Here is a 23355-nt window from a genome sequence, read left to right as displayed (position 1 = left end):
GTAGACTCGGATCATGGTCAGCTCACTCGCGCCCGAGAAGTTCGACGAGGTCACCGAGGCGTTGAAGGACGTCGTCGACCCCGAGCTCGGTGTCAACGTCGTCGACCTCGGGCTCATCTACGACCTCGGCTGGGACGACGAGCACGACGCGCTGGTCATCCACATGACGCTCACGAGCGCCGGATGCCCCCTCACCGACGTGCTCGAAGAGCAGACCGCCGAGGCGCTGGACGGCATCGTCGAACAGTTCCGCATCAACTGGGTGTGGATGCCGCCGTGGGGGCCCGAGCGCATCACCGACGACGGGCGCGACATGATGCGCGCGCTCGGCTTCGCGATCTGATGACCGCCGACCCGGCGGATCGACCGGTGGAGTCCGCGCCGCGCGACACGTACACGCACGGCCATCACGAGAGTGTGCTGCGCAGCCACACGTGGCGCACCGTGGAGAACTCGGCGGCCTACCTCGTGCCGCACCTGTTCGACGGCGCGAGCGTCCTCGACGTGGGGTGCGGGCCCGGCACCATCACCGTGGACCTCGCCCGTCGCGTGCCGGCCGGGCGCGTGCTCGGCGTCGACGCATCGGCCGACGTCGTCGCGCAGGCCGCGGGGCTCGCCGAGAGCTCGGGCGTGACGAACGCCGAGTTCCGCACCGGCGACGCGTACGCGCTCGACCTGCCCGACGACAGCGTCGACATCGTGCACGCGCACCAGGTGCTGCAGCATCTCTCGCGGCCCGTCGACGCGCTGCGCGAATGGCGGCGCGTGCTGCGCCCGGGCGGCGTGCTCGCCGTGCGCGACGTCGACTACGGCGGTGTGATCTGGAATCCCGTCTCGGCCGGGCTCACCCGCTGGCTCGAGCTCTACCACGACGTGCACCGCTGGAACGGCGGCGAACCCGACGCCGGCCGGCACCTCACCTCGTGGGTGCGTGCGGCGGGGTTCGACGACATCGCCGCGACCGGGTCGGTCTGGGTGTTCGCCACCGCGCTCGAACGCGAGTGGTGGGGCGGGTCGTGGGCGGTGCGGGCCACCGAGTCGCAGTTCGCCGCGCACGCGGTCGAGGCCGGCCACTCCCACCCCGACGAGCTGCAGCGGATCGCGCAGGCCTGGCGGGACTGGGCGGCCGACCGCGACGGGTGGCTGCTGATGCCGCACGGCGAGATCATCGCGCGCGGCTGAAACCCGACCGGGTGCCGCCCCCGATGTCGCTCCGAGCTACTCGGGAGTCACCAGTCGTCGTCGGTCTCGTCGAGGTCGACGACCGTGTCGCGAACGACGGTGCCGTCGTCGAGTTCGGCGATCGGGCGCCCCTCGAGCCAGGTGAGGGTCCAGGTTCGGCCGGCACCGTCGGTGCGACGTGCCTCGGCGGCGCTGATCGCCGGGCGGATCGCCGCCGGCACGGAGGCGGGCGGCTCGGCGCCGAACGACCAGCGGGTGCCGAGCTGCATCAGGCGTCCATCTCGTAGGTCACCCACGAGGTGCGCCGCGCGAGCGCGTCGTAGAGCCGCTGCGCCTGCTCGTTGTCTTCGGCGGTGATCCAGCTGACCCCGCCGCCGAGCTGCCCGGCGCGAGCGTGCACCGATTCGATCAGCGCGCGACCGACCCCGGTCGCCCGGTGGTCGGGTGCGACCCAGAGGTCGTCGAGGTGCAGCCCGGTGGTCGCCGTGAGGGTGTCGGGTTCGGGACGGAAGTGCGCGAGCCCGACCGGGGTGCCCTCGTCATCGACGGCGACGAGCGCGTCGAGCGGGTGCTGCTCGTCGCGGATCCAGTTCCAGACGATCAGCGCCTTGGCGTCGTCGAGGTCGTGCCCGTAGAAGCGGCAGTACCCCTCGAACAGCGGCAGCCATCCGAAGAAATCGTCGTCGCCGACGGGCCGGATGTCAGTGGTCACGGTTCCCCCTCACTGTGGTCATGCGTCGCACCTACTGCTGCGAGGCCTCGAGCTCGATGTCGCGCACCTCGAGCGTGTCGCCCTCGACGAACGAGAGGTCGGCGATCCGCCCGACGGCGCTCAGGTCGGCGGCAGCGGTCTCGAGCAGGCGGATCGCGTCGGCGGGGCCGGCGATCGCCGCGCGGGCGACCGGGGTCTTCTGCGACGCCTTGGCGTTCGTCTTCGCGCCGCGGATGCCGGTGAGTGCGAGGCCCGCGAGCTCGAGCAGTTCGTCGCCGGCGTCGCCGCGTGCGGCGAGCTCGTCGACCGTCGGCCACGAGGCCGTGTGCACGCTCGCCTCGTTCGACCAGCTCCACGCCTCTTCGGCCGCGAACGGGATGACGGGCGCGAAGAGGCGCAGCAGCACGCTGAGCGCGGTCTTCAGCGCGGCGACCGCCGACGCCTGCGCGGGGGAGGCCTCGCCGTAGGCGCGCTCCTTCACGAGCTCGAGATAGTCGTCGCAGAAGGTCCAGAAGAACGTCTCGGCGACCTCGAGCGCGCGGGCGTGGTCGTACGACTCGAGCGCGCGGGTGGCCTGCTCGACGACCCGCGCGAGCGCGGCGAGCATGCTGCGATCGATCGGCTCGCTCACCGGGGCATCCGCGGTGCCTTCGAAGCCGAGGATGAACTTGGCCGCATTCAGCACCTTGATCGCGAGGCGCCGTCCGATCTTCACCTGGGTCGGGTTCTGCGGGTCGAACGCCGCGTCGGTGCCGAGGCGGCTGGAGGCCGCCCAGTAGCGCACCGCGTCGGAGCCGTGCTGCTCGAGCAGGCCGGCCGGGGTCACCACGTTGCCCTTGGACTTCGACATCTTCTTGCGGTCGGGGTCGACGATGAAGCCCGAGATCGCCGCGTTCGACCACGGTGAGACGCCGTGCTCGAGCTGGGCGCGCAGCGCGGTCGAGAACAACCAGGTGCGGATGATGTCCTGGCCCTGCGGGCGCAGCGAGAACGGGAACACCAGGTCGAACAGCTCGGGGTCGCGCTCCCAGCCGGCGGCGAGCTGCGGGGTGAGCGACGAGGTCGCCCACGTGTCCATGACGTCGTGCTCGCCGACGAAGCCGCCGGGCTCGCCGCGCTGCGACTCGTCGTAGCCCGGGGCGGGCGCCGATGACGGGTCGACCGGCAGCAGCTCGCGGGTCGCGATGATCGGCGCGTCGTAGACGGGGTTGCCGTCGGCGTCGAGCGGATACCAGACGGGGATCGGCACGCCGAAGAACCGCTGGCGCGAGACCAGCCAGTCGCCCGAGAGACCGCCGACCCAGTTCTCGTAGCGCACCCGCATGAAGTCGGGGTGCCAGTCGATCTCGCGGCCGACCTCGAGCAGACGCTGCTTCAGCTGCTCGTCGCGCGCGCCGTTCGTGATGTACCACTGTCGCGTCGAGACGATCTCGAGCGGGCGGTCGCCCTTCTCGAAGAACTTCACGGGGTGGGTGATCGGCTTCGGGTCGGCGAGCAGGTCGCCCGACTCGCGCAGCAGCTCGACCATCGCCTGCTTGGCGCTGAACGCGGTCTTGCCGGCGAGCTGCGCATAGGCGGCGAGCCCGGCCTCGGAGGTGATCGCGTCGGGCGCGTCGGCGATGATGCGGCCGTCGAAGCCGATGATCGCGCGGTTCGGCAGCTGCAGCTCGCGCCACCACACGACATCGGTCACGTCGCCGAAGGTGCAGATCATCGCGATGCCGGTGCCCTTGTCCTTCTGGGCGAGGTGGTGCGCCACCACGGGAACCTCGACGCCGAACACGGGCGTCGTGACGGTCGAGCCGAACAGCGGCTGGTACCGCTCGTCATCGGGGTGCGCGACGAGCGCCACGCACGCGGCGATGAGCTCGGGGCGGCTGGTCTCGATCTCGATCACGCCGCCGTCGGGGCGGTGGAACGACACCCGGTGGTAGTGGCCCGGCTGCTCGCGGTCTTCGAGCTCGGCCTGCGCCACCGCGGTGCGGAACGTGACATCCCAGAGGGTCGGGGCGAGGGCCTGATAGGCCTCGCCGCGCTCGACGTTGCGGATGAACGCGAGCTGCGAGGTGAACAGGGCCTCGTCGCCGATGGTGCGGTATGTCTGGCTCCAGTCGACCGAGAGGCCGAGCGAGCGCCACAGCGCCTCGAACTGCTGCTCGTCTTCGACGGTGAGCCGCTCGCACAGCTCGATGAAGTTGCGGCGCGAGATCGGCACCTGGTCGGCGGCTTTGATGCTCTTGCCCTCGCCGCCCTCGAACGGCGGGGTGAACCCGGGCTCGTACGGCCGCGTCGGGTCGCAGCGGACGCCGTAGTAGTTCTGCACCCGGCGCTCGGTCGGCAGACCGTTGTCGTCCCAGCCCATCGGGTAGAACACGTGCTTGCCGCGCATGCGCTGGAAGCGGGCCATCACGTCGGTGTGCGTGTACGAGAACACGTGCCCGATGTGCAGCGAACCCGACGCGGTCGGCGGCGGCGTGTCGATCGAGTAGATGCACTCGCGCGTCGCCGAGTCGCGGTCGAACCGGTAGGTGCCCTGCGTCTCCCAGAGACCGCCCCACTTCGCTTCGAGGCCTTCGAGGGCCGGCTTGTCGGGGATGCGCGCGTCGGTCATGATGCTCCGGTTCGATATGTGCGGCACCGAGTCCGTGATGAGGTGCCTGAATGTGGATCCGACCGATTCTAACGGGAACGGTCGGATGACCCGAAGCCGACGCCCGACGTCACCGGTACGCCGCGGCGAGAGTGGGGCGATCGGCGAGCAGTCGTCGCGTGTACGGGTCGCTCGGCGTGTCGAACACCGCCGCGGCCGGCCCCGACTCCACTGCACGGCCGTCGTGCATGACGAGCACGCGGTCGGCGAGGTGCCGAGCGACGCCGAGGTCGTGCGAGATGAACAGGTAGGCGAGCCCGTGCTCGCGCTGCAGGCGACCGAGCAGGTCGAGCACGCGCGCCTGCACGGTGACGTCGAGCGCCGACACCGGCTCGTCGAGGACGAGCACCTCGGGCTCGGCCGCGAGCGCGCGGGCGATGGCGACGCGTTGCCGCTGACCCCCCGACAGCGTCGCAGGCGCTCTCGGTGCGAGGTGGCCGGCGAGGCCGACGTCGGCGAGCAGTTCGCCGACGCGCCGTTCGCGCTCGGCGGCGTCGATGCCCGGGGGCAGCGCATCGGCGATCGTGCGCGCGACGCTCCAACGCGGATCGAACGACGAGGCGGTGTCCTGGGCCACGAGCCCGATGCGGCGACGCAACGCGCGTCGTTCACGGTCGCCGGTGCCCTCCCACGGCCGGCCGAACCAGGTCACCGACCCGGCGTCGACCGCGGTGAGCCCGAGCACGGCGCGCGCGAGCGTGGTCTTGCCCGACCCCGATTCGCCGACCACGCCGAGGGTCTCACCGGCGCGGAGTGCGAAGGCGACGTCGTCGACGGCGAGACGGTCGCCGAAGGCCTTCGAGACCCCGGTCGCCGCGAGGACCGGGGGAGCGGCCGCAACCGGGGGAGCGTCCGGTGACGCGCCGGGATCGGATGCGCCGGATCCGGGCGTGGTCCCCGCCGTGGCCCGCGGTGCGAGATCGGCTGCCGCGACGAGTTCGCGCGCGTACGCCGTCCGGGGTGCGGTGAGCAGGTCGCGAGCGGTGCCGTGCTCGACGATGCGGCCGTCGCGCATCACGAGCACGCGGTCGGCGATGCCGGCCACGACCGCGAGGTCGTGGCTGATCAGCAGCACCCCGGTGCCGTTGCCCTTCAGACGGGCGAGCTCGTCGAGCACGCGACGCTGCACGGACGCGTCGAGCGCCGTGGTCGGTTCGTCGGCGATCACGAGCGGCGGGTCGAGCACGATGGCCGACGCGATGAGCGCGCGCTGGCGCAGGCCTCCGGACAGTTCGCCGCTGCGCTGCGTCGCGCGGGTGCCGGGGTCGGGCATGCCGACGCGTTCGAGCGCGTCCTGCACCGCCGCCGCGCGTGCGGCGGGTGGCAGCCGGCGGTGCAGGCGGGGCGCGTCGGCGATCTCGCGGCCGATCGGGCGGAGCGGGTCGAGCGAGACGAGGGCGTCCTGCAGCACCAGCCCGACCCGATCGCCGCGGATGGTGCGCCATCGGCGTTCGCTGATTCCCCGCAGGTCGCGGCCGTCCAGTTCGAGCCGGGCTGTCGTGACGCGCGCGTTCGCACCGGCGAGCCCGAGCAGCGCGCGCGCCGTGACCGACTTGCCCGATCCGGATTCGCCGACGATCGCGACGCACTCGCCGGCCGCGATCGAGAACCCGACCTCGGAGACCACCTCACGGTCGCCGAAGGCGACCCGCAGGCCTTCCACCGAGAGCAGCGGCACGGATGCCTCGGGCCGGGTCTCTGCGGTCGGCCCCGCGCTGGCGGCCGTCATCGCCTCGTCGTGTTCGGCGGGCGTCCCGACCGGCTCGCTCGGCCCGGGCGTGTTCGAACCGGGAGCGTTCGTCGCCGCAGCATCCGTCCCGGCCGAGTCGGCCCGCCGGCGGGAACCGGCGGCGAGGCGGCGCCCGATCACGGTGGCCGAGATGATCGTGCCCACGATCATGAGCCCCGGCATGACGGTCAGCCACCACGCGGTCTGGATGTAGGTGCGGCCCGCGTTCAGCATCGCGCCCCACTCGGGCGCGGGCGGCTGGGCGCCGAGACCGAGGAAGCTGAGCGTCGAGGCCCAGACCACGGCCTGACCGACCCCGAGGGTCGCGAGCACGAGCAGTTCCACGGCGACGTTCGGCACGATCGAACGGAACACGATCCGGGTCCGCGAGTGCCCGAGCACCCGCGCCGCCTCGACGAATCCCGTCGACCGCACCCGGAGCACCTGCCCGCGGATGATGCGCGCATACCCCGGCGCCGTCGACAGGCCGACGGCGATCGTCGCCGGCAGCGGGCCGGGGCCGGCGATCACGATCACGAGCAACGCCAGCAGCAGACTCGGGAACGCGAACAGGACTTCGAGCACGCGGCCCACCACGAGATCGGCGGCGCGGCCCGCCAGGCCGGCGGTGAACCCGAGCACCGAGCCCAGGGCGAGCCCGATCGCGGTCGCGGCGACGCCGATGACGAGCGATGCGGCCGCCCCGTGCACGAGCCGCGTGTACACGTCGCGGCCGGATTCGTCGGTGCCCAGCCAGTGCCCCGGCGACGGTGCGGTGAACGCCTCGGTCGGCGCGATCGCGAGCGGATCGCCGGGGGCGATCAGCCAGGGGGCGACCGCGGCGATCGCGAGGAAGACGGCGAACGCGATCGCGAGCAGTTCGCCGATGGACAGGTCGGGCAAGCCTCGAACGCGCAGCCGGGACGCCCCGCGCGTGCCGCGCGTCTCGAGCTCGGCGGCGCCGCCGTGCGGGTCGGGCCGGCTCATCGGGCGACTTCCCGCGCCGGTGCCCGCAGACGCGGGTCGAGGACGACGCTCACCGCGTCGGCGACGACGGTCACGACGATGTACGCGATCGCCGAGACGAGCACGATGCCCGTCACCAGGGGGACGTCGCGCAGCGTCACCGCCTGCAGCAGCGAACGCCCGAGCCCGGGCCGCGCGAAGATCGTCTCGACCACCACCGCGCCCGAGACGAGGTAGCCGAACGCCCACGCGCTGAGGTTGACGCCCGGAAGGGCGGCGTGTCGCAGCGCGTGCCGGAGGCGCACGCCCCCTTCGGTCTCGCCGCGGGCGCGAGCCGAGAGCGCGAACGGCGTGCCGAGCGCCTGCTCGAGGGACTCGCGCATCACCTGGGCGAGGAACCCCGCGACCGGGATCGCCAGGGTGACGACGGGCAGCACGAGGCCCGAGGCATCCGAGGTGCTCACCGGCGGCAGCAGCCGCAGCCAGGTGCTGAACACGACCACCAGCACCGCCGCGAGCCAGAAGTGGGGGAGCGCGGCCGCGACCGTCTCGACGGTGCCGCCGATCGCGGCGGCGACCCGGCCGCCGCGGGTGCCCATGCCGAGCGTCGAGAACAGCGCGAGGCCGAGCGCGATCAGCCACGCCAGCGTCAGCGCGAGCAGCGCGAGCAGGAACGTGCCCGGCAACTGCGCGGCGATGACGTCGGCGACGGGCTGGCGCAGCGCGTACGAGGTGCCGAAGTCCCACACGACCAGCCGGCCGAGCGCCATCAGGTACTGCTGGAGCAGCGGCAGGTCGAGCCCGTACTCGCGACGCACCGCCTCGAGCGCCTCGGCGCTCGCCTGCGACCCCGGCCCGCCCAGGATCGCCTCGGCCGGGTCGCCGGGGATGAGCCGGATCGCGAAGAACGTGATGGTGGCGACGGCCCACAGCACGAGCACGGCGCCGCCCAGGCGCACGCCGAACCGGCGCGCGAGCGGCTGCCACCGCCCGCGCGCCGGTTCGATGCGTGCACCGCTCACGCGAGTCCGCTCACTCGGTGAAGCGCGCGTCGAGGAAGGTCGGCGTCGACACGGTCGGCATCGCACGCACGCCCTCGAGGCGCGAGGTGAGCAGGTAGTGGTTCTGCTGGTCGTAGATCGGCAGCAGGTAGCGGCCCTCGAGCACGCGCTGCTGCACGTCGCGGTAGATCTCGGTGCGCTCGTCGGCGTCCTGTGAGGCGGACGCCTGCTCGAGCAGCGCGTCGATCTCGGGGTCGCGCACCTGCGCGAGGTTCGCGAAGTAGCCGCTCGGCGCCGGGATCGTGCTGTCGGAGTGGAACAGGATGCGCAGCACGTCCGGTCCGACCTTCGTGTACGGGGCGCTCACCAGCTCGTACTCGTGGGCGGCGAGCGCGCCGTACCAGCTCGACAGGTCGAGCGGCGTGATCCGCACTTCGAAGCCCACGGCCCGGGCGCCCTCGCCGAGCTGCTCGAACAGCGACTGCTCGGCCGGCGTCGACTGGTTCGTGCTCACCGGGAACCGCAGCTCGAGGCGCTGCCCGTCCTTCACCCGCACGCCGTCGCCGTCGCGTGCCGTCCACCCGGCCTCGTCGAGCAGGCGGTTCGCCTCGTCGGGGTCGACGTCGAACAGGTCGGGCTCGCCGAACGCGGTGGGCTCCACGCTCGACAGCGGCGAGTACCCGCGCTCGGCGGTGCCGAAGAACAGCGAGTCGATGCCGGCGTTCACATCGACGGCCTTGATGAACGCCTCGCGCACCCGGATGTCGTCGAACGGCGGCTTCGAGGAGTCGAGCTCGATGCGGTTGGACGCCCCGGGGCGGGGGGCGTCGAGGTGCACGATGCCCGCCTCCTCGGAGGCCGCCGCGATCGTGTCGGGCTGCGCGTTGTCGATGACGTCGACCTCGCCCGACTGCAGGGCCGCGTAGCGCGTGGCCGAGTCGGGCAGGAACCGCCACTCGATGCGGTCGAGATAGGCGGGCCCGTCGTGGCCCGCGTCGGCGGGCGGCGAGGCGTAGTCGGGGTTCTGCACGAAGACGATGCGGTCCTGCTTCGTCCACGAGTCGACGATGAACGGCCCGGTGCCGATCGGGGCGAGGCAGTTCTCGTCGGTGCCCCGCTCGAGCCCGGCCGGCGACTCGATCGCCACCCAGGGCTGGCTGAGCGACTCGAGCAGTGCGCTGTCGGGCGCGCTCAGGTGGAAGCGGGCGTGGGTGTCGTCGACGACCTCCACCTCGGCCACCTTCGCGAGCGCGAGCCATCCGGTCGAGGACGCGGTGTCGGGGTCCTGCACGTGCTCGACGTTGGCCTTCACGGCCGCGGCGTCGAACGGCGTGCCGTCGGTGAACTCGACGTCGGCCTTCAGCGTGAAGTCCCAGGTGAGGCCGTCGTCGGAGACCTGCCACGATTCGGCGAGCCAGGGGATGATCTCGCCCTCGGCGTCGCGCGAGACGAGCGATTCGAGGAACTGGGTCGCCGCCAGGGCCTGCGGGTAGTTGCCGCCGACGTGCGGGTCGAGGCAGGTCGGTTCGGCGTCGCCCGATGCGTAGACGAGCGTGCCGCCCGAGCCGGCGTCGCCGGAAGCGCCGGGATCGGCGGGCGTGCACGCGGCGAGCGCGAGCACGGCCGCGGCCGAGATCGCGACGGGCGCGCCGAAGCGGAGGGAACGATTGCGAGCGAACACGAGACTCCTCGGGGATGCTCCGCCGAGACCTTCGCGGCGGATTCTCGGACTGAGTCCGGATAATGATCCTATGCCCATTCCACGCGGCGCCGGCCGCCCGCGCGCCTCGAGCCGGCGCGACCTCGAAGACGCCGCCGCCGAGCTCTTCCTCGAGCAGGGCTACGGCCGTACCACCATCGACGACATCGCCCGCCGCGCGGGCGTCAGCCGCAACACGTTCTTCAACTACTTCGCGTCCAAGGGCGACCTGCTCTGGGTCGACCTCGACGACACGATCGATCGGCTCGGCGCCGCCCTCGCGGCCGAACCTCTCGGTCGACCGCCCATGGACGCCGTGCGCGCCGCGCTGGTGGCCACCGCCGAACGCCACCCCGATTCGGCGGTGCCGATCGCGCTCACGCAGGCCGAGCTGATGGACACCATCACCGAGTTCCGGGTGGCCGGGGTGGCGAGGTTCGAGCGGGTGAGCGCGCTCGTCCGGGCCGACCTCGCCCGGCGGGCGGGCGGCACCGCCCACGGTGCCGCCGACCTGCGCGCGGCTGCCGCAGCGGTGACCGCGGCGTGCTCGGCGGCCGTCGAGGTGTGGGCGCTCGCCGGGCCCGAGCGCGGCCGGCTCGTCGCGCATGTCGCGCGGGCGGTGGAGCCCGTGTGCGACGGATTCGCCCGAGTCATCCGCACCGCCCCGTGAGCGCGGGGCGGGCATCGCTAGCATGAACGCATGACGCAGGGCGGGATGCGTACGGATGCAGGTTCGGTGCTCGACGCGCCGTGGGCGGCCGAGGTCGACGACGTGTTCGCAGCGCTCGGAGCGACCGGGGCCGGCCTCACGTCCGGTGCCGCGGCGGCCGAGCTCGCCCGAGTCGGGCCGAACCGGCTCCCGACGCCCCCGCGCGCCCCGCTGTGGCGCCGGGTGCTCTCGCACTTCCAGGACGTGCTCATCTACATCCTCCTGGCGTCGGCGGGCCTGAAGGCGATCCTCGGCGACTGGATCGACTTCGCGATCATCCTCGCCGTGGCCGTGATCAACGCGGCCATCGGGTTCATCCAAGAGGGTCGGGCCGAACGGGCGCTGCAGGGTATCTCCGAGATGCTGTCGGTGCACGCGCACGTCCGACGCGACGGCGAGTGGACGACCGTCGACGCCGAGGACCTCGTGCCCGGCGACCTCGTGCGGGTGCGCTCGGGCGACCGGGTGCCGGCCGACGCACGACTCGTCGACACAGTCAATCTGCGGGTGGACGAGTCCGCGCTGACGGGCGAATCCCTGCCCGCGGCGAAGCACGCCGGCACCGTCGCCGCCGATGCCGGCGTCGGCGACCGCCACGACATGCTGCACTCCGGCACGCTCGTCGCCGCGGGCACCGGCGAGGCGGTCGTGGTGGCGACCGGCCCGGCGACCGAGATCGGCCGCATCTCGACGCTCATCTCGACCGTGGACGCGCTGGAGACTCCGCTCACCCGCACGCTGGCCGCATTCGGCAAACGGCTCGCCCTGCTCATCGTCGCCCTGGCGATCGTGATGGTCGTGATCGGCAAGCTGGTGCACGACTTCACGATCCCCGAGCTCGTGTCGGCCGCGATCGGCTTCGCGGTGGCCGCCGTGCCCGAGGGCCTGCCCGCACTCGTCACCATCACGCTCGCGCTCGGCGTGCAGCAGATGGCGCGCCGGCAGGCGATCACCCGCAAGCTCACCGCGGTCGAGACGCTCGGTTCGGTCACCACGATCTGCTCCGACAAGACCGGCACGCTCACCCGCAACGAGATGACCGCGCGCAGCGTCCGCACCCGCGGCGGGCACTACGCCGTCTCGGGCATCGGGTACGGCATCGACGGCGACGTGACGGTCGACGCGGCACCGGCGTCCCTCGCCGACCATCCCGGTCTGCGCGCGCTGGTCGAGACGATGTCGCTGTGCAACGACGCCCGCGTCGTCGAGGCGGACGGGGCCTGGCGGCTCGTGGGCGAGCCCACCGAGGGCGCCCTGCACGTGCTGGGCGTCAAGGCGGGCTTCGACCCGGCCGGATGGCGGCGCGCAGCGGTCGTGCCGTTCGAGTCGGCGACGAAGTACATGGCCACGCTCGACGTCGGCAGCGACGGGAGCCGTGCGGTGCACGTCAAGGGCGCCCCCGACCGGCTCCTCGCGAGAAGCTCGAGCCAGCTCGGCCCCACCGGCACGACCGAACCGCTGGACACCGCATTCTGGAACGACGAGATCGACCGGCTCGGCGCGCAGGGGCTGCGCGTGCTCGCCGCTGCGCGCACGGCGCCGACCGCCGGACGGGACTCGCTCGAGGCATCCGATCTCGATACCGGGCTCGAGTTCATCGGGCTGGTCGGCATCGTCGACCCGCCGCGCCCCGAGGCCGTCGAGGCGATCGCGGCCTGCCACACGGCGGGCATCCGCGTGAAGATGATCACCGGCGACCACGCCGGCACCGCCGTGGCGATCGCCCGCGAGATGGGCATCGTCCGCGGCGACGACGTGCGCGTGCTGACGGGGGAGCAGCTCGAAGCGATGGGCGTCGAGGAGCTGCACGACCTCGCACCCGTCGTCGACGTGTACGCGCGCACCAGCCCGGAGCACAAGATCCGCATCGTCTCGGCGCTGCAGTCGCGCGGCGAAGTGGTCGCCATGACCGGCGACGGCGTCAACGACGCTCCGGCGCTCACCCAGGCCGAGGTCGGGGTCGCGATGGGCATCAAGGGCACGGATGCCACGAAGGAGGCCGCGGAGGTCGTGCTCGCCGACGACAACTTCGCGACCATCGAGCGCGCCGTCGAGGAGGGGCGGCGCATCTACGACAACCTGCGCAAGTCGATCCTGTTCCTGCTGCCGACCAACGGCGCGCAGTCGCTCGTCATCCTCGTGGCCGTGCTGTTCGGTCTCGCGCTGCCGCTCGAGCCGGTGCAGGTGCTGTGGGTCAACATGGTCACCGGCGTGACGCTCTCGCTCGCGCTGGCCAACGAGGGCGCCGAGTTCGACGTGATGGCCCGGCCGCCGCGCGATCCCCGGGCGCCGATCCTCGGTGCCGCGGCGCTGCGGCGCATCGCCCTCGTCTCGGTGCTCATCGGCGGCGCCACCCTCGGCGTGTTCTACGCCGAGCGCGCCGCCGGTTACGACCTCGCCAGCGCGCAGACCACGGCCGTCACGATGCTGGCGCTCGGCCAGCTCGCGTACCTGTTCAACTGCCGATTCCTCGACCGATCGAGCGTGACGCTCGACGTGCTGCGCGGCAACCGGGTCGTGTGGTGGTCGACCATCGCCCTCGTCCTGCTGCAGCTCGTGTTCGTCTACGCCCCGTTCATGCACACCTGGTTCGGCTCGGCCGCGATCGGCGCGCGCGAGTGGGGCATCACGCTGGCGCTCGCCGTGGTGATCTTCCTCGTCGTCGAGGCGGCGAAGGCGATCGCGCGGCGGGCGCGGCGCGCCGGGTAAGATAGCGGCAACGACTGCGATCCGGCCATCACCGGGGAGTCTTCGGAAGAACGCGGGTCCACGCGCGCTGAGCCGGTCGAAGCGCGCCGAGTCCGTCACTAGAACCGAACGGGGCAGGCCCGTCACAGCCGCAGTGAGAGCGGTCCCGAGCGATCGGGGCAAGCGAGGTGGTACCGCGGCGGCGCCCGTTCGGGCGGCCGGCGTCCTCGTGAAGGCATCCGTCCCCGCAAGGAGCGAGCGTGTACCCGCGCACCCCAGACGACCACGGCGTGAACCCCTCACCGAGCTTCCCGGCCATCGAGCAGGAGGTGCTCGCCTTCTGGAAGGCCGACGGCACCTTCCAGGCGTCGATCGACGAGCGCGAGGGCTCGCCTGAGTGGGTCTTCTACGACGGCCCGCCGTTCGCGAACGGCCTGCCGCACTACGGGCACCTGCTCACCGGGTACGCGAAAGACGTCTTCCCCCGATTCCAGACCATGCGCGGCAAGCAGGTGCACCGCCGGTTCGGCTGGGACACGCACGGCCTGCCCGCCGAGCTCGAGGCCGAGCGGCAGCTCGGCATCACCGACAAGAGCCAGATCGAGGAGATGGGTCTGGCCGCGTTCAACCGCGCGGCGCGCGACTCGGTGCTGCGCTACACGGACGAGTGGCAGGAGTACGTCACCCGGCAGGCGCGGTGGGTCGACTTCGAGCACGACTACAAGACGCTCGACGTCACGTTCATGGAGTCGGTCATCTGGGCGTTCAAGCAGCTGCACGAGAAGGGGCTGGCGTACGAGGGCTTCCGGGTGCTGCCGTACTGCTGGCGCGACCAGACGCCGCTGTCGAACCATGAGCTGCGCATGGACGACGACGTCTACAAGATGCGGCAGGACCAGACCGTCACGGTCACCTTCCCGCTGACCGGCCCGAAGGCCGAGTCGCTCGGCCTGACCGCCGTGCGCGCGCTCGCGTGGACGACCACGCCCTGGACGCTGCCGACCAACTTCGCCCTCGCGGTCGGCCCCGACATCGAGTACGCGGTGGTGCCGGCCGGCCCGAACGGCACGCCCGACGCGACGGTGCTGCGCGAGGCGTCGCCCGAGAGCTCCGCGAGCCCGTCGAAGGGAGCACCCACCGAGGTGCTGGGCGCCGAGTACCTGCTCGCCGTCGACCTCGTCGGCGGCTACGCGAAGGAGCTCGGCTACGACTCGGCCGATGCCGCGCGCGCCGCGATCTCGCGCACCGTGCGCGGCGCCGAGCTCGAGGGCGTCACCTACGACCGGCTCTTCGACTACTACGCCGACGTCGAGGCGTACGGCCTCGAGCACGCCTGGCGCATCCTGGTCGCCGACTACGTCACCACCGAAGACGGCACGGGCATCGTGCACCAGGCGCCCGCCTACGGCGAGGAAGACCAGCGGATCTGCGAGGCCAACGGCATCCCCGTGATCCTCTCGCTCGACGACGGCGGCAAGTTCCTCCCGGCGGTGACGGATGTCGCCGGCCTGCTGTGGAGCGACGCGAACAAGCCGCTCACGCAGCTGCTGAAGGCCGAGGGCCGGCTGCTGCGCCAGGCGTCGTACGAGCACTCGTACCCCCACTGCTGGCGCTGCCGCAACCCGCTCATCTACAAGGCAGTGTCGAGCTGGTTCATCCGCGTGCCCGAGTTCCGCGACCGCATGGAGCAGCTGAACGACGACATCACCTGGGTGCCCGAGAACGTGAAGTACGGGCAGTTCGGCAAGTGGGTCGGCAACGCCCGCGACTGGTCGGTCAGCCGCAACCGGTACTTCGGATCGCCGATCCCGGTGTGGAAGAGCGACGACCCCGAGTACCCCCGCATCGACGTGTACGGCTCGCTGGAGGAGCTCGAGCGCGACTTCGGCCGGCTGCCGCGCAATCCCGAGGGCGAACCCGACCTGCACCGCCCGTACATCGACGAGCTGACCCGCCCGAACCCCGACGACCCCACCGGCCGGTCCACGATGCGCCGCATCACCGACGTGTTCGACGTGTGGTTCGACTCGGGCTCGATGCCGTTCGCGCAGGTCCACTACCCGTTCGAGAACCGCGAGTGGTTCGACACGCACCACCCGGCCGACTTCATCGTGGAATACATCGGCCAGACCCGGGGCTGGTTCTACGTCATGCACGTGCTCTCGACCGCGCTGTTCGATCGCCCCGCGTACCGCAACGTGGTCAGCCACGGCATCGTGCTCGGCAGCGACGGACAGAAGATGTCGAAGTCGCTGCGCAACTACCCCGACGTCAACGAGGTGTTCGACCGCGACGGCTCCGACGCGATGCGCTGGTTCCTGATGTCGAGCTCGGTGCTGCGCGGCGGCAACCTGATCGTCACCGAGGAGGGCATCCGCGAGGGCGTGCGCCAGCTCATGCTGCCGCTCTGGAGCACCTGGTACTTCTTCTCGCTGTACGCGAATTCCGCGCTCCCGTCGACCGGCTCAGGCAGCGGCAGCTACGAGGCATCCCGTTCGACGTCGTCGACCGACGTGCTCGACCGCTACCTGCTCGCGAAGCTGCGCGACCTCGTGACCGCGGTGACGGCCGACCTCGAGGAATTCGACACGACGCTCGCGTCGCAGAAGCTGCGCGACTTCGCCGACGTGCTCACCAACTGGTACGTGCGCCGGTCGCGCGACCGGTTCTGGCAGGGCGTCGCCGACGACGGCTCCGGTGCCGAGGCCTTCGACACGCTGTACACGGTGCTCGAGACGCTCACCCGCCTCGCGGCGCCCATGCTTCCCCTCGTCACCGAGAAGATCTGGCGGGGGCTCACCGGCGGGCGCAGCGTGCACCTGGCCGACTGGCCCGACGCGGCCGAGTTCCCGGCCGACCCCGAGCTGGTGGCCGCGATGGACGCGGTGCGCGAGATCGCGGGCACCGCGCTCGCGCTGCGCAAGCAGGCGGGCCGTCGCGTGCGGCTTCCGCTCGCGACGCTCACGGTGGTGGCCTCGGATGCCGCGGCGCTGGCGCCGTTCGAGGCGATCCTGCGCGACGAGCTGAACGTGAAAGCGGTCGAGCTGGTGCAGCTCGATGAGGGCAGCGCCGAGCGGTTCGGCGTCACCAAGCGGCTCACGGTGAACGCCCGCGCCGCCGGCCCGCGCCTCGGCAAGCAGGTGCAGCAGGCGATCGGCGCCGCCCGCGCGGGCGACTGGACCCTCGACGGCGACACCGTCGTCGCCGGCGGCATCGCACTCGAGCCGGGGGAATACGACCTCGTGCTCGAGACCGGCGCGGCGGGCGACGGCTCGGCCGTGCTGGGCCTGCTCTCCGACGGCGGGTTCGTGATCCTCGACACGGCGACCACGCCCGAGCTCGAAGCCGAGGGCATCGCACGCGACCTGGTGCGCGCGGTGCAGGAGGCGCGCAAGGCCGCCGGGCTCGAAGTCGGCGACCGGATCCGTCTCACGCTCGCGCTCGATGCGGTGTCGGCGCTCGCCGCCGACGCCCACCGCGAGCTGATCGCGGGCGAGACCCTCGCGGTGGCCGTCGACCTCGCCGCCCTCGACGGCGACGAGGGCGCCGCACTGACGCCGCTCGCCGGCGGCACCCTCGTCCGCATCGACCTGGAGCGCGCATGACCGACGAGTTCGACCCCGACTTCGACCCCGACGCCCGCGAGGCCGCCGACGCGGTGTACGCCGACCTGCTCGGCCGGGTCGGCGAGGCGGCCCCCGAGCCGCGCCTCGGCGCCACCCGGCGCGCTGTCGAGCTGCTCGGCGACCCGCACCGGTCGGCACCGGTGATCCACCTCACCGGGACGAACGGCAAGACCTCGACGAGCCGTATCGTCGAGAGCCTGCTGCGCGCCGACGGTCTGCGCACCGGCCTGCTCACCAGCCCGCACCTCGAGCGGTTCACCGAGCGGATCCTGATCGACGGCGAGCCCATCGCCGACGCCGACGTCGCGCGCATCTGGGACGAGATCGAGCCGATCGTCTCGCTCGTCGACGACGAGCTCGTCGCCGCCGGCGAGGCGCGGCTCACCTTCTTCGAGGCGCTCACGGTGCTCGCGTTCGCCTGCTTCGCGGATGCCCCGGTCGACGTGATGGTGCTCGAGGTCGGCATGGGCGGCGAGTGGGACTCGACGAACGTGGCCGACGGCCAGGTCGCGGTGTTCTCCCCGATCGCCCTCGACCACGAGCGCCGCCTCGGCGGCACGGTCGAGCAGATCGCCCGCACCAAGTCGGGCATCGTGAAGCCGGGCGCCGATGTCGTCACCGCGTTCCAGCAGCCGGCGGTGCTCGAGGTGCTGCGCGAGGCGGCAGCGCGCGCCGACGGCACCTTCGAGGTCGAGGGCGGCGGGTTCGCCGTGATCGACAGCCGCGTCGCGGTCGGCGGGCAGCTCGTGTCGGTACGCGGGCTCGCGGGGGAGTACCGCGACCTCGCGCTGCCGTTGTTCGGCCGCCATCAGGCCGAGAACGCCGCCGTCGCGATCGCCGCGGTGGAGTCGTTCCTCGGCGTCGCGCGCATCCCCGATGAGGTCGTACAGGCCGGTCTTGCAGCGGTCACCTCGCCCGGGCGCCTGCAGCGGATCGCCGCCGACCCGACGCTCATCGTCGACGCCGCCCACAACCCGCACGGCGCCGCGTCGCTCGCCGCGGCCCTCGAGGAGTACTTCGACTTCACCGAGCTCGTCATCGTGCTCGGCATCCTCGCCGACAAGGACGCCGAGGGCATCGCCCGCGCGCTCGAACCGACGGGCGCGACCTTCGTCGTGACGCGGTCGTCGTCGGATCGGGCGGTCGAGGTCGGCGAGCTCGCGGCCCGCATCGCCTCGGTCGTCGGCCCCGAACGGGTCACCTCGGCCGACCGCCTCGAGGACGCCCTCGAGGAGGCGCGCGACTGGGCGGCCGACGCCCCGGGCCGCGGCGTGGTCGCGACCGGCTCGGTCACGCTCGTCGGCGAGGTCGTCGCGTTCGCGCGGGATCGCGGATGGAGCGGCGAATGAGCGCAGCATCCGATCCGTCCGACCCCGTCGAGCCGGCGACCGAGCCCGCTGCATCCGACGCGCCCGCCGGTGCGGCTCGGCCGACTTCGGTGCGCCGCAGCCTCGCCTCGATCGTGCTCGCCTTCGAGACCGTCGTGGTGTTCCTCGCCGCGCTCGTCATCTGGGGCCTCGCCGACGCCGCCGGCGGCGCGTGGGGCCTTCCGTCGTGGGTGGCGCTGGCCGCCGGCGGCGTCATCATCCTGCTGCTCGTCGCGACGATCGGCCTGCTGCGGTTCCGCTGGGCGTTCTGGCTCGGCTGGGCGATCCAGGTCGTGGTGATCGTGGCGGGCATCATCAACCCGGCGATGTACGTCGTCGGCGCACTCTTCGGCGGCCTGTGGGCGTACTGCATGGTCGTCGGCGCACGAATCGACCGAGACAGGGCGGCTGCGGCCGAACCCGGAAAGGAACCGCAATGAGCAACGGCATCGAGGAGACCCTGGTGCTCGTCAAGCCCGACGGCGTGGCCCGCAACCTCACCGGCGAGATCCTGCGCCGCATCGAAGCGAAGGGCTACTCGCTCGTCGACATCCGCCTGGTGCAGGCCGACCGCGAACTGCTCGCGAAGCACTACGCCGAGCACGAGGGCAAGCCGTTCTACGAGCCGCTCATCGAGTTCATGCAGTCGGGCCCGGTGGTCGCGTTGCGCATCGCGGGCAACCGCGTGATCGAAGGGTTCCGGGTGCTCGCCGGCACGACCGACCCGACGACGGCGGCGCCCGGCTCGATCCGCGGCGACTTCGGTCGCGACTGGGGCCTCAAGGTGCAGCAGAACCTGGTGCACGGCTCCGACTCGCGCGAGTCGGCCGAGCGCGAGCTCGCGCTCTGGTTCGCCTGAGCCCGGAGAAGCTCCCTGAGCCTGTCGAAGCTCCCTGAGCCTGTCGAAGCTCCCTGAGCCTGTCGAAGGGAGCCCCTTCGACGGGCTCAGGGAGCTCGGGGAGTCGGCGGAGCGCCCCTTCGACGGGCTCAGGGAGCTCGGCGGAGCGCCCTTCGACAGGCTCAGGGAGCTCGGCGGAGCGCCCTTCGACGGGCTCAGGGAGCTCGGGGAGCTCGGCGGAGCGCCCCTTCGACGGGCTCGGAGAGCTCAGCGGAAGAAGTTCTGCAGGTCGATGAGCACCCGCGGGATCGCGTTCATCTGCGCCTGGGCGAGCAGGATGACGATCGCGTAGCAGACGACGGTGATGAGCGGGATCCAGCCGAACCAGGCCGCACCGAGGCGTCGCGCCCGCTCCGAGGAGCCGAACCGGCCCTCGCGCAGGTTGTCGAGCGTGACGATCCAGAACGTCGGGATGGTGACCGCCCAGGTGAGCATGCACCAGGGGCAGAGCACGTCGAGCACGTAGATGCTCTGGTAGATGAGCCAGCCCACGAAGACGAGTGCTCCGGCGACGCCTGCGTTGAACGCGATCCAGAACCAGCGGGGGAATCTCACCCCGCCGATGAGCGCGACGGCGATCGTGATCACGACCGGCCACGCCATCAGCCCGAGGAACGGGTTCGGGAACCCGAACACCCCGCCCTGCCAGCTCGCGAGGTTCACGCCGCAGCCCACGAGCACCCCCACGTTGCACGAGGGAACATGGCTCGGATCGGTGAGGGTGAGCACCTTCTCGACGGAGAGCTCGAACGCCGCCAGGAGGCCCAGCGCCCCCAGGATCAGGAGGGCGATGCCGAGTCCGAGACGGCGGGTGGGGGCGGGGGCGTCGGGCATGGTTCGTATTCTGGCACGCGGGTTCCGACGGCTGCTGTGCGAAGCATGCGATAATCGAGGGAGTCGTCCGGGCCGCGCCCGGCGCGACGCCAACGAAGGCTTTGAGGATGCACCGCATCCGCACTGCGGTGAGGACACCGCGAGACGTGGCGATCCGGCCGACGGCCGGTCGCAGCAGTGAAGGATTGGCGGGGTCGCGCCAGGCGCGATTCCGCTCGAGGAGTACGGGACGGACGGCGCGGCCGTCGTACCCGGTGTAGGAGTGCACCAGGGATGGTGGAAGGCAACGAGAACAACGCCGGCGGGTCAGAGACCGGCGCAGGCGCACCGAAGCGACGCGGGGGATTCTTCACCGGGCGACGCGGTCGCGGGCGGGGCGGAGCGACGGTCGGCGCCCGACCGGCGACCCCCGGCGACGCCGAGTCGACGGCGACGGACGTCCCCGCCGAGGCGACGACGAACGACGCGCCGCAGCCGGTCGAGTCCGCGGTGCCCGCCCCGGCGGTCGAGACCGCCGCGGCCGAGGGTACGGGCTCGATCGACGGGGCAGCGGGCGAGACGACCGCGTCCGCCGAGGTCGAGCCCGAGGCATCCGAGTCGGCCGAGCACCTCGCGCCGATCGAGACGTCCGCGCTCACGACGACGTCGCTGATCTTCCGAGCGCCGCCCGTGCTCGCGGTGCCCGATCGGCCCGAGCGCAGCGACCGCGACCGCGGCGACCGCGACCGCGGCGACCGCGCCGGCGAGGAAGCCTCGTCGACCGTGCGCCGTCGCGCCCGCCGCCGCAGCGGCGAAGAGGGCCGGGCGTCGGGCGACGAGCCCGCGAACACCGTCGTCAAGGTGCGCAAGCCCCGCGAACCCGAGCTCATCACCGAGCCGCAGAAGGTGAAGGGGTCGACCCGCCTCGAGGCGAAGAAGCAGCGTCGCCGCGACGGCCGTGACGCGGGCCGGCGCCGTGCGGTGATCACCGAGGCCGAGTTCCTCGCCCGCCGCGAGTCGGTCGACCGGCAGATGATCGTCCGTCAGAAGGGCGGCCGGATCCAGATCGGCGTCCTCGAGGACGGCGTGCTCGTCGAGCACTACGTCGCGCGCAACCAGGACGCGTCGCTCATCGGCAACGTGTACCTCGGCCGCGTGCAGAACGTGCTGCCGAGCATGGAGGCCGCGTTCGTCGACATCGGCCGGGGCCGCAACGCGGTGCTCTACTCGGGCGAGGTCGACTGGGAGGCCGCCGCCGAGAACGGCGAGAAGAACCAGCCCCGCCGCATCGAGCTCGCGTTGAAGCCCGGCGACAAGGTGCTCGTGCAGGTCACGAAGGACCCGGTCGGCCACAAGGGCGCCCGCCTCACCAGCCAGGTCTCGCTGCCCGGCCGCTACCTCGTGTACGTGCCGAACGGCTCGATGAACGGCATCAGCCGCAAGCTCCCCGACACCGAGCGCGCGCGCCTGAAGAAGATCCTGAAAGAGGTCCTGCCCGAGAACGTCGGCGTCATCGTGCGCACGGCGGCGGAGGGCGCGACCGAGGAGCAGCTCACGCTCGACGTGAACCGGCTCACCGCCCAGTGGGCCGACATCTCGGCGGCGCTCGAGAAGGTGCAGGCGCCCGCGCTGCTGCACTCCGAGCCCGACCTGCTCGTGAAGATCGTGCGCGACGTCTTCAACGAGGACTTCCAGAAGATGATCATCGCCGGCGACGAGGCTCGGCAGACCATCGAGCGGTACCTCGGCGCCGTAGCGCCCGACCTGCTCGAGCGTGTCGAGGCCTACTCGGGCGAGCGCGACGCGTTCGATGAGTTCCGCATCACCGAGCAGATCGAGAAGGCCCTCGAGCGCAAGGTGTGGCTGCCGTCGGGCGGTTCGCTCATCATCGACCGCACCGAGGCGATGACCGTCGTCGACGTGAACACCGGCAAGTTCGTCGGATCGGGCGGCAACCTCGAAGAGACCGTCACGAAGAACAACCTCGAAGCGGCCGAAGAGATCGTGCGCCAGCTGCGGCTGCGCGACATCGGCGGCATCATCGTGGTCGACTTCATCGACATGGTGCTCGAGTCGAACCGCGATCTCGTGCTGCGTCGCCTCGTCGAGTGCCTGAGCCGCGACCGCACCAAGCACCAGGTCGCCGAGGTCACCTCGCTCGGCCTCGTGCAGATGACCCGCAAGAAGCTCGGTCTCGGGTTGCTGGAGTCGTTCAGCGAGCCGTGCGAGGTCTGCGCCGGGCGCGGCATCATCGTGCACCACGAGCCGATCCTGAAGCACCGTGCCCCGCAGCAGCAGGTCGAGCGGCGCCGCAACCGCGGCGGCGGTCAGCAACATCAGCCGGCACCCGCCGCCGAGTCGAAGCCGCACGCGGGCACGCACGCCATCACCGAGGACGCGAAGAACGCACTCGCGAAGATCGCGGCCTCCACGCTCGCGCACGGCGAGCCCGGACGCCCCGCCGCCGACGAGCCCGCCGCGCAGGCCGGCGACGTCGTCGAGGCGGTGCCGGCGACCACGGATGCCGAGCCCGCGTCGGAGTCGCGCGGCTCGCGTCGCCGGGGCCGGCACCGGCGCGCCACCTCGGCGGACGCCTCGGCGTCGGCGGGCGCGCCCGCGGGCGTCCCCGCATCCGAACCCGCTGCCGCCGACCAGCCGACCGCTCCGGCGGTGCCGGTGCTCGACCTGCCCGAGGCGCCGGTGCGCCGCGAGCGGCCCAAGCCGGCGGTCGACCCCGACGAACTGCTCGGCTCGGTGCTCGACGCGCTGCCCGCACCGAAGGCGCAGGGCGAAGGGCGCTCGCGGAGCCGGCGGGTCTCGACCACGGCGCTGAGCACCGCGGGTGCCGCCCCGGTGATCGTGCGCGCCGAACCGACCGAGGCGGATTCAGCCGAGTGACCGGCGGGCGCGCCGCTCGCGCGGCGTGACCCGCAGGCCGCTCGCGGCGAGTCGACGCACCAGCAGGCGCGCATCCACCGGCTCCGCGCCGAGCGCGACGAGTTCGTCGTACCGCTCGGCCGGGACGTCGTAGTGGTCGAGGTCGAAGGCCCGCTCGGGCAGACCCGCGTGCCGGGCGAACGCCTGCAGCTCGTCGATCGAGGCATCGCTCACGAGGTGGCTCCAGACCGTGCCGTGGCGCGGCCAGAGCGGTGGATCGATGAGCACGGCCATGCCCTGAGCATATGCTGGGTGCGGCCGGCGGGGCGTGTCGCGCGTTTGACCGGCCACGAGGCATCCGATAGACTCGACCGTTGGTGCCACCGGCTTATCCCGGCGGGCACGCACAGTTTTCTGGCAGTGACGACCCTCCATCCC

The 23355-nt window shown here is 72.1% G+C and carries 17 protein-coding genes; 9 read left to right on the top strand and 8 right to left on the bottom strand.

Features of this window, described 5'->3' with window-relative positions; all coding sequences use genetic code 11:
* Positions 1–13 precede the first annotated feature (13 nt).
* Positions 14–343 (top strand): metal-sulfur cluster assembly factor, encoded by a 330-nt coding sequence (locus MTO99_RS05130; RefSeq protein ID WP_149161943.1) that lies wholly within the window; start codon positions 14–16, stop codon positions 341–343.
* Positions 343–1182: a methyltransferase domain-containing protein gene (locus MTO99_RS05125; RefSeq protein ID WP_435520799.1), complete on the top strand. Its 840-nt coding sequence runs from the start codon at positions 343–345 to the stop codon at positions 1180–1182. Before MTO99_RS05130 ends, MTO99_RS05125 begins: the two co-directional genes overlap by 1 nt.
* 47 nt (positions 1183–1229) lie before the next feature.
* On the opposite strand, the gene MTO99_RS05120 is transcribed toward MTO99_RS05125, so the two are convergent.
* The 6 genes from MTO99_RS05120 to MTO99_RS05090 form a co-directional block, all read right to left on the bottom strand.
* Positions 1230–1451, bottom strand: coding sequence for a hypothetical protein (locus MTO99_RS05120; RefSeq protein ID WP_243557550.1), 222 nt, complete (start codon positions 1449–1451; stop codon positions 1230–1232).
* A complete protein-coding gene (locus tag MTO99_RS05115) occupies positions 1451–1894 on the bottom strand; it encodes a GNAT family N-acetyltransferase (RefSeq protein WP_243557548.1) in 444 nt (147 codons plus the stop codon). Before MTO99_RS05115 ends, MTO99_RS05120 begins: the two co-directional genes overlap by 1 nt.
* Positions 1895–1925: 31 nt before the next feature.
* Positions 1926–4505: a valine--tRNA ligase gene (gene valS / locus MTO99_RS05110; RefSeq protein WP_243557545.1), complete on the bottom strand. Its 2580-nt coding sequence runs from the start codon at positions 4503–4505 to the stop codon at positions 1926–1928.
* Positions 4506–4614: 109 nt separating this feature from the next.
* Positions 4615–7260, bottom strand: coding sequence for an ATP-binding cassette domain-containing protein (locus MTO99_RS19135; RefSeq protein ID WP_354002511.1), 2646 nt, complete (start codon positions 7258–7260; stop codon positions 4615–4617).
* Positions 7257–8261 carry an ABC transporter permease gene (locus MTO99_RS05095; protein WP_435520798.1) on the bottom strand — a complete coding sequence of 335 codons (1005 nt, stop codon included), beginning with the start codon at positions 8259–8261 and terminating at the stop codon, positions 7257–7259. The genes MTO99_RS19135 and MTO99_RS05095 overlap by 4 nt, the downstream gene beginning before the upstream one ends.
* A gap of 10 nt (positions 8262–8271) precedes the next feature.
* Positions 8272–9921, bottom strand: coding sequence for an ABC transporter substrate-binding protein (locus tag MTO99_RS05090; protein WP_435520797.1), 1650 nt, complete (start codon positions 9919–9921; stop codon positions 8272–8274).
* Between the two features lie 70 nt (positions 9922–9991).
* On the opposite strand from MTO99_RS05090, the gene MTO99_RS05085 reads away from it, so the two are divergent.
* From MTO99_RS05085 to ndk, 6 genes are all read left to right on the top strand, one after another.
* Entirely contained in the window at positions 9992–10609 is a 618-nt protein-coding gene (locus MTO99_RS05085; protein WP_243557544.1) for a TetR/AcrR family transcriptional regulator, read from the top strand.
* A gap of 30 nt (positions 10610–10639) precedes the next feature.
* Positions 10640–13357, top strand: coding sequence for a cation-translocating P-type ATPase (locus MTO99_RS05080; protein WP_243557542.1), 2718 nt, complete (start codon positions 10640–10642; stop codon positions 13355–13357).
* Positions 13358–13596: 239 nt separating this feature from the next.
* A complete protein-coding gene (gene ileS, locus MTO99_RS05075) occupies positions 13597–16941 on the top strand; it encodes an isoleucine--tRNA ligase (protein WP_243557540.1) in 3345 nt (1114 codons plus the stop codon).
* Entirely contained in the window at positions 16938–18311 is a 1374-nt protein-coding gene (locus MTO99_RS05070; protein WP_243557538.1) for a bifunctional folylpolyglutamate synthase/dihydrofolate synthase, read from the top strand. The genes ileS and MTO99_RS05070 overlap by 4 nt, the downstream gene beginning before the upstream one ends.
* The gene (locus MTO99_RS05065) at positions 18308–18769 is read left to right on the top strand and encodes a DUF4233 domain-containing protein (RefSeq protein WP_243557535.1); all 462 of its coding nucleotides are present in this window, start codon (positions 18308–18310) and stop codon (positions 18767–18769) included. Before MTO99_RS05070 ends, MTO99_RS05065 begins: the two co-directional genes overlap by 4 nt.
* Entirely contained in the window at positions 18766–19188 is a 423-nt protein-coding gene (gene ndk / locus MTO99_RS05060) for a nucleoside-diphosphate kinase (protein ID WP_243557533.1), read from the top strand. The genes MTO99_RS05065 and ndk overlap by 4 nt, the downstream gene beginning before the upstream one ends.
* Before the next feature lie 246 nt (positions 19189–19434).
* On the opposite strand, the gene MTO99_RS05055 is transcribed toward ndk, so the two are convergent.
* The gene (locus MTO99_RS05055; protein WP_243557531.1) at positions 19435–20061 is read right to left on the bottom strand and encodes a vitamin K epoxide reductase family protein; all 627 of its coding nucleotides are present in this window, start codon (positions 20059–20061) and stop codon (positions 19435–19437) included.
* 273 nt (positions 20062–20334) lie between these two features.
* On the opposite strand from MTO99_RS05055, the gene MTO99_RS05050 reads away from it, so the two are divergent.
* On the top strand, positions 20335–22938 hold the full coding sequence (locus tag MTO99_RS05050) for an Rne/Rng family ribonuclease (RefSeq protein WP_243557529.1): 2604 nt from the start codon (positions 20335–20337) through the stop codon (positions 22936–22938).
* Here MTO99_RS05050 and MTO99_RS05045 read toward each other — a convergent pair.
* Positions 22927–23211, bottom strand: a complete 285-nt coding sequence (locus MTO99_RS05045; RefSeq protein ID WP_243557527.1) for a DUF4031 domain-containing protein — start codon at positions 23209–23211, stop codon at positions 22927–22929. The two genes, MTO99_RS05050 and MTO99_RS05045, sit on opposite strands and share 12 nt — an antisense overlap.
* Between the last annotated feature and the right edge of the window lie 144 nt (positions 23212–23355).

Source organism: Agromyces larvae, from assembly GCF_022811705.1.
Classification (GTDB): domain Bacteria; phylum Actinomycetota; class Actinomycetes; order Actinomycetales; family Microbacteriaceae; genus Agromyces; species Agromyces larvae.
Note: the sequence above shows the minus strand (reverse complement) of the source record. Positions and strands in the feature narration are given on the sequence as shown.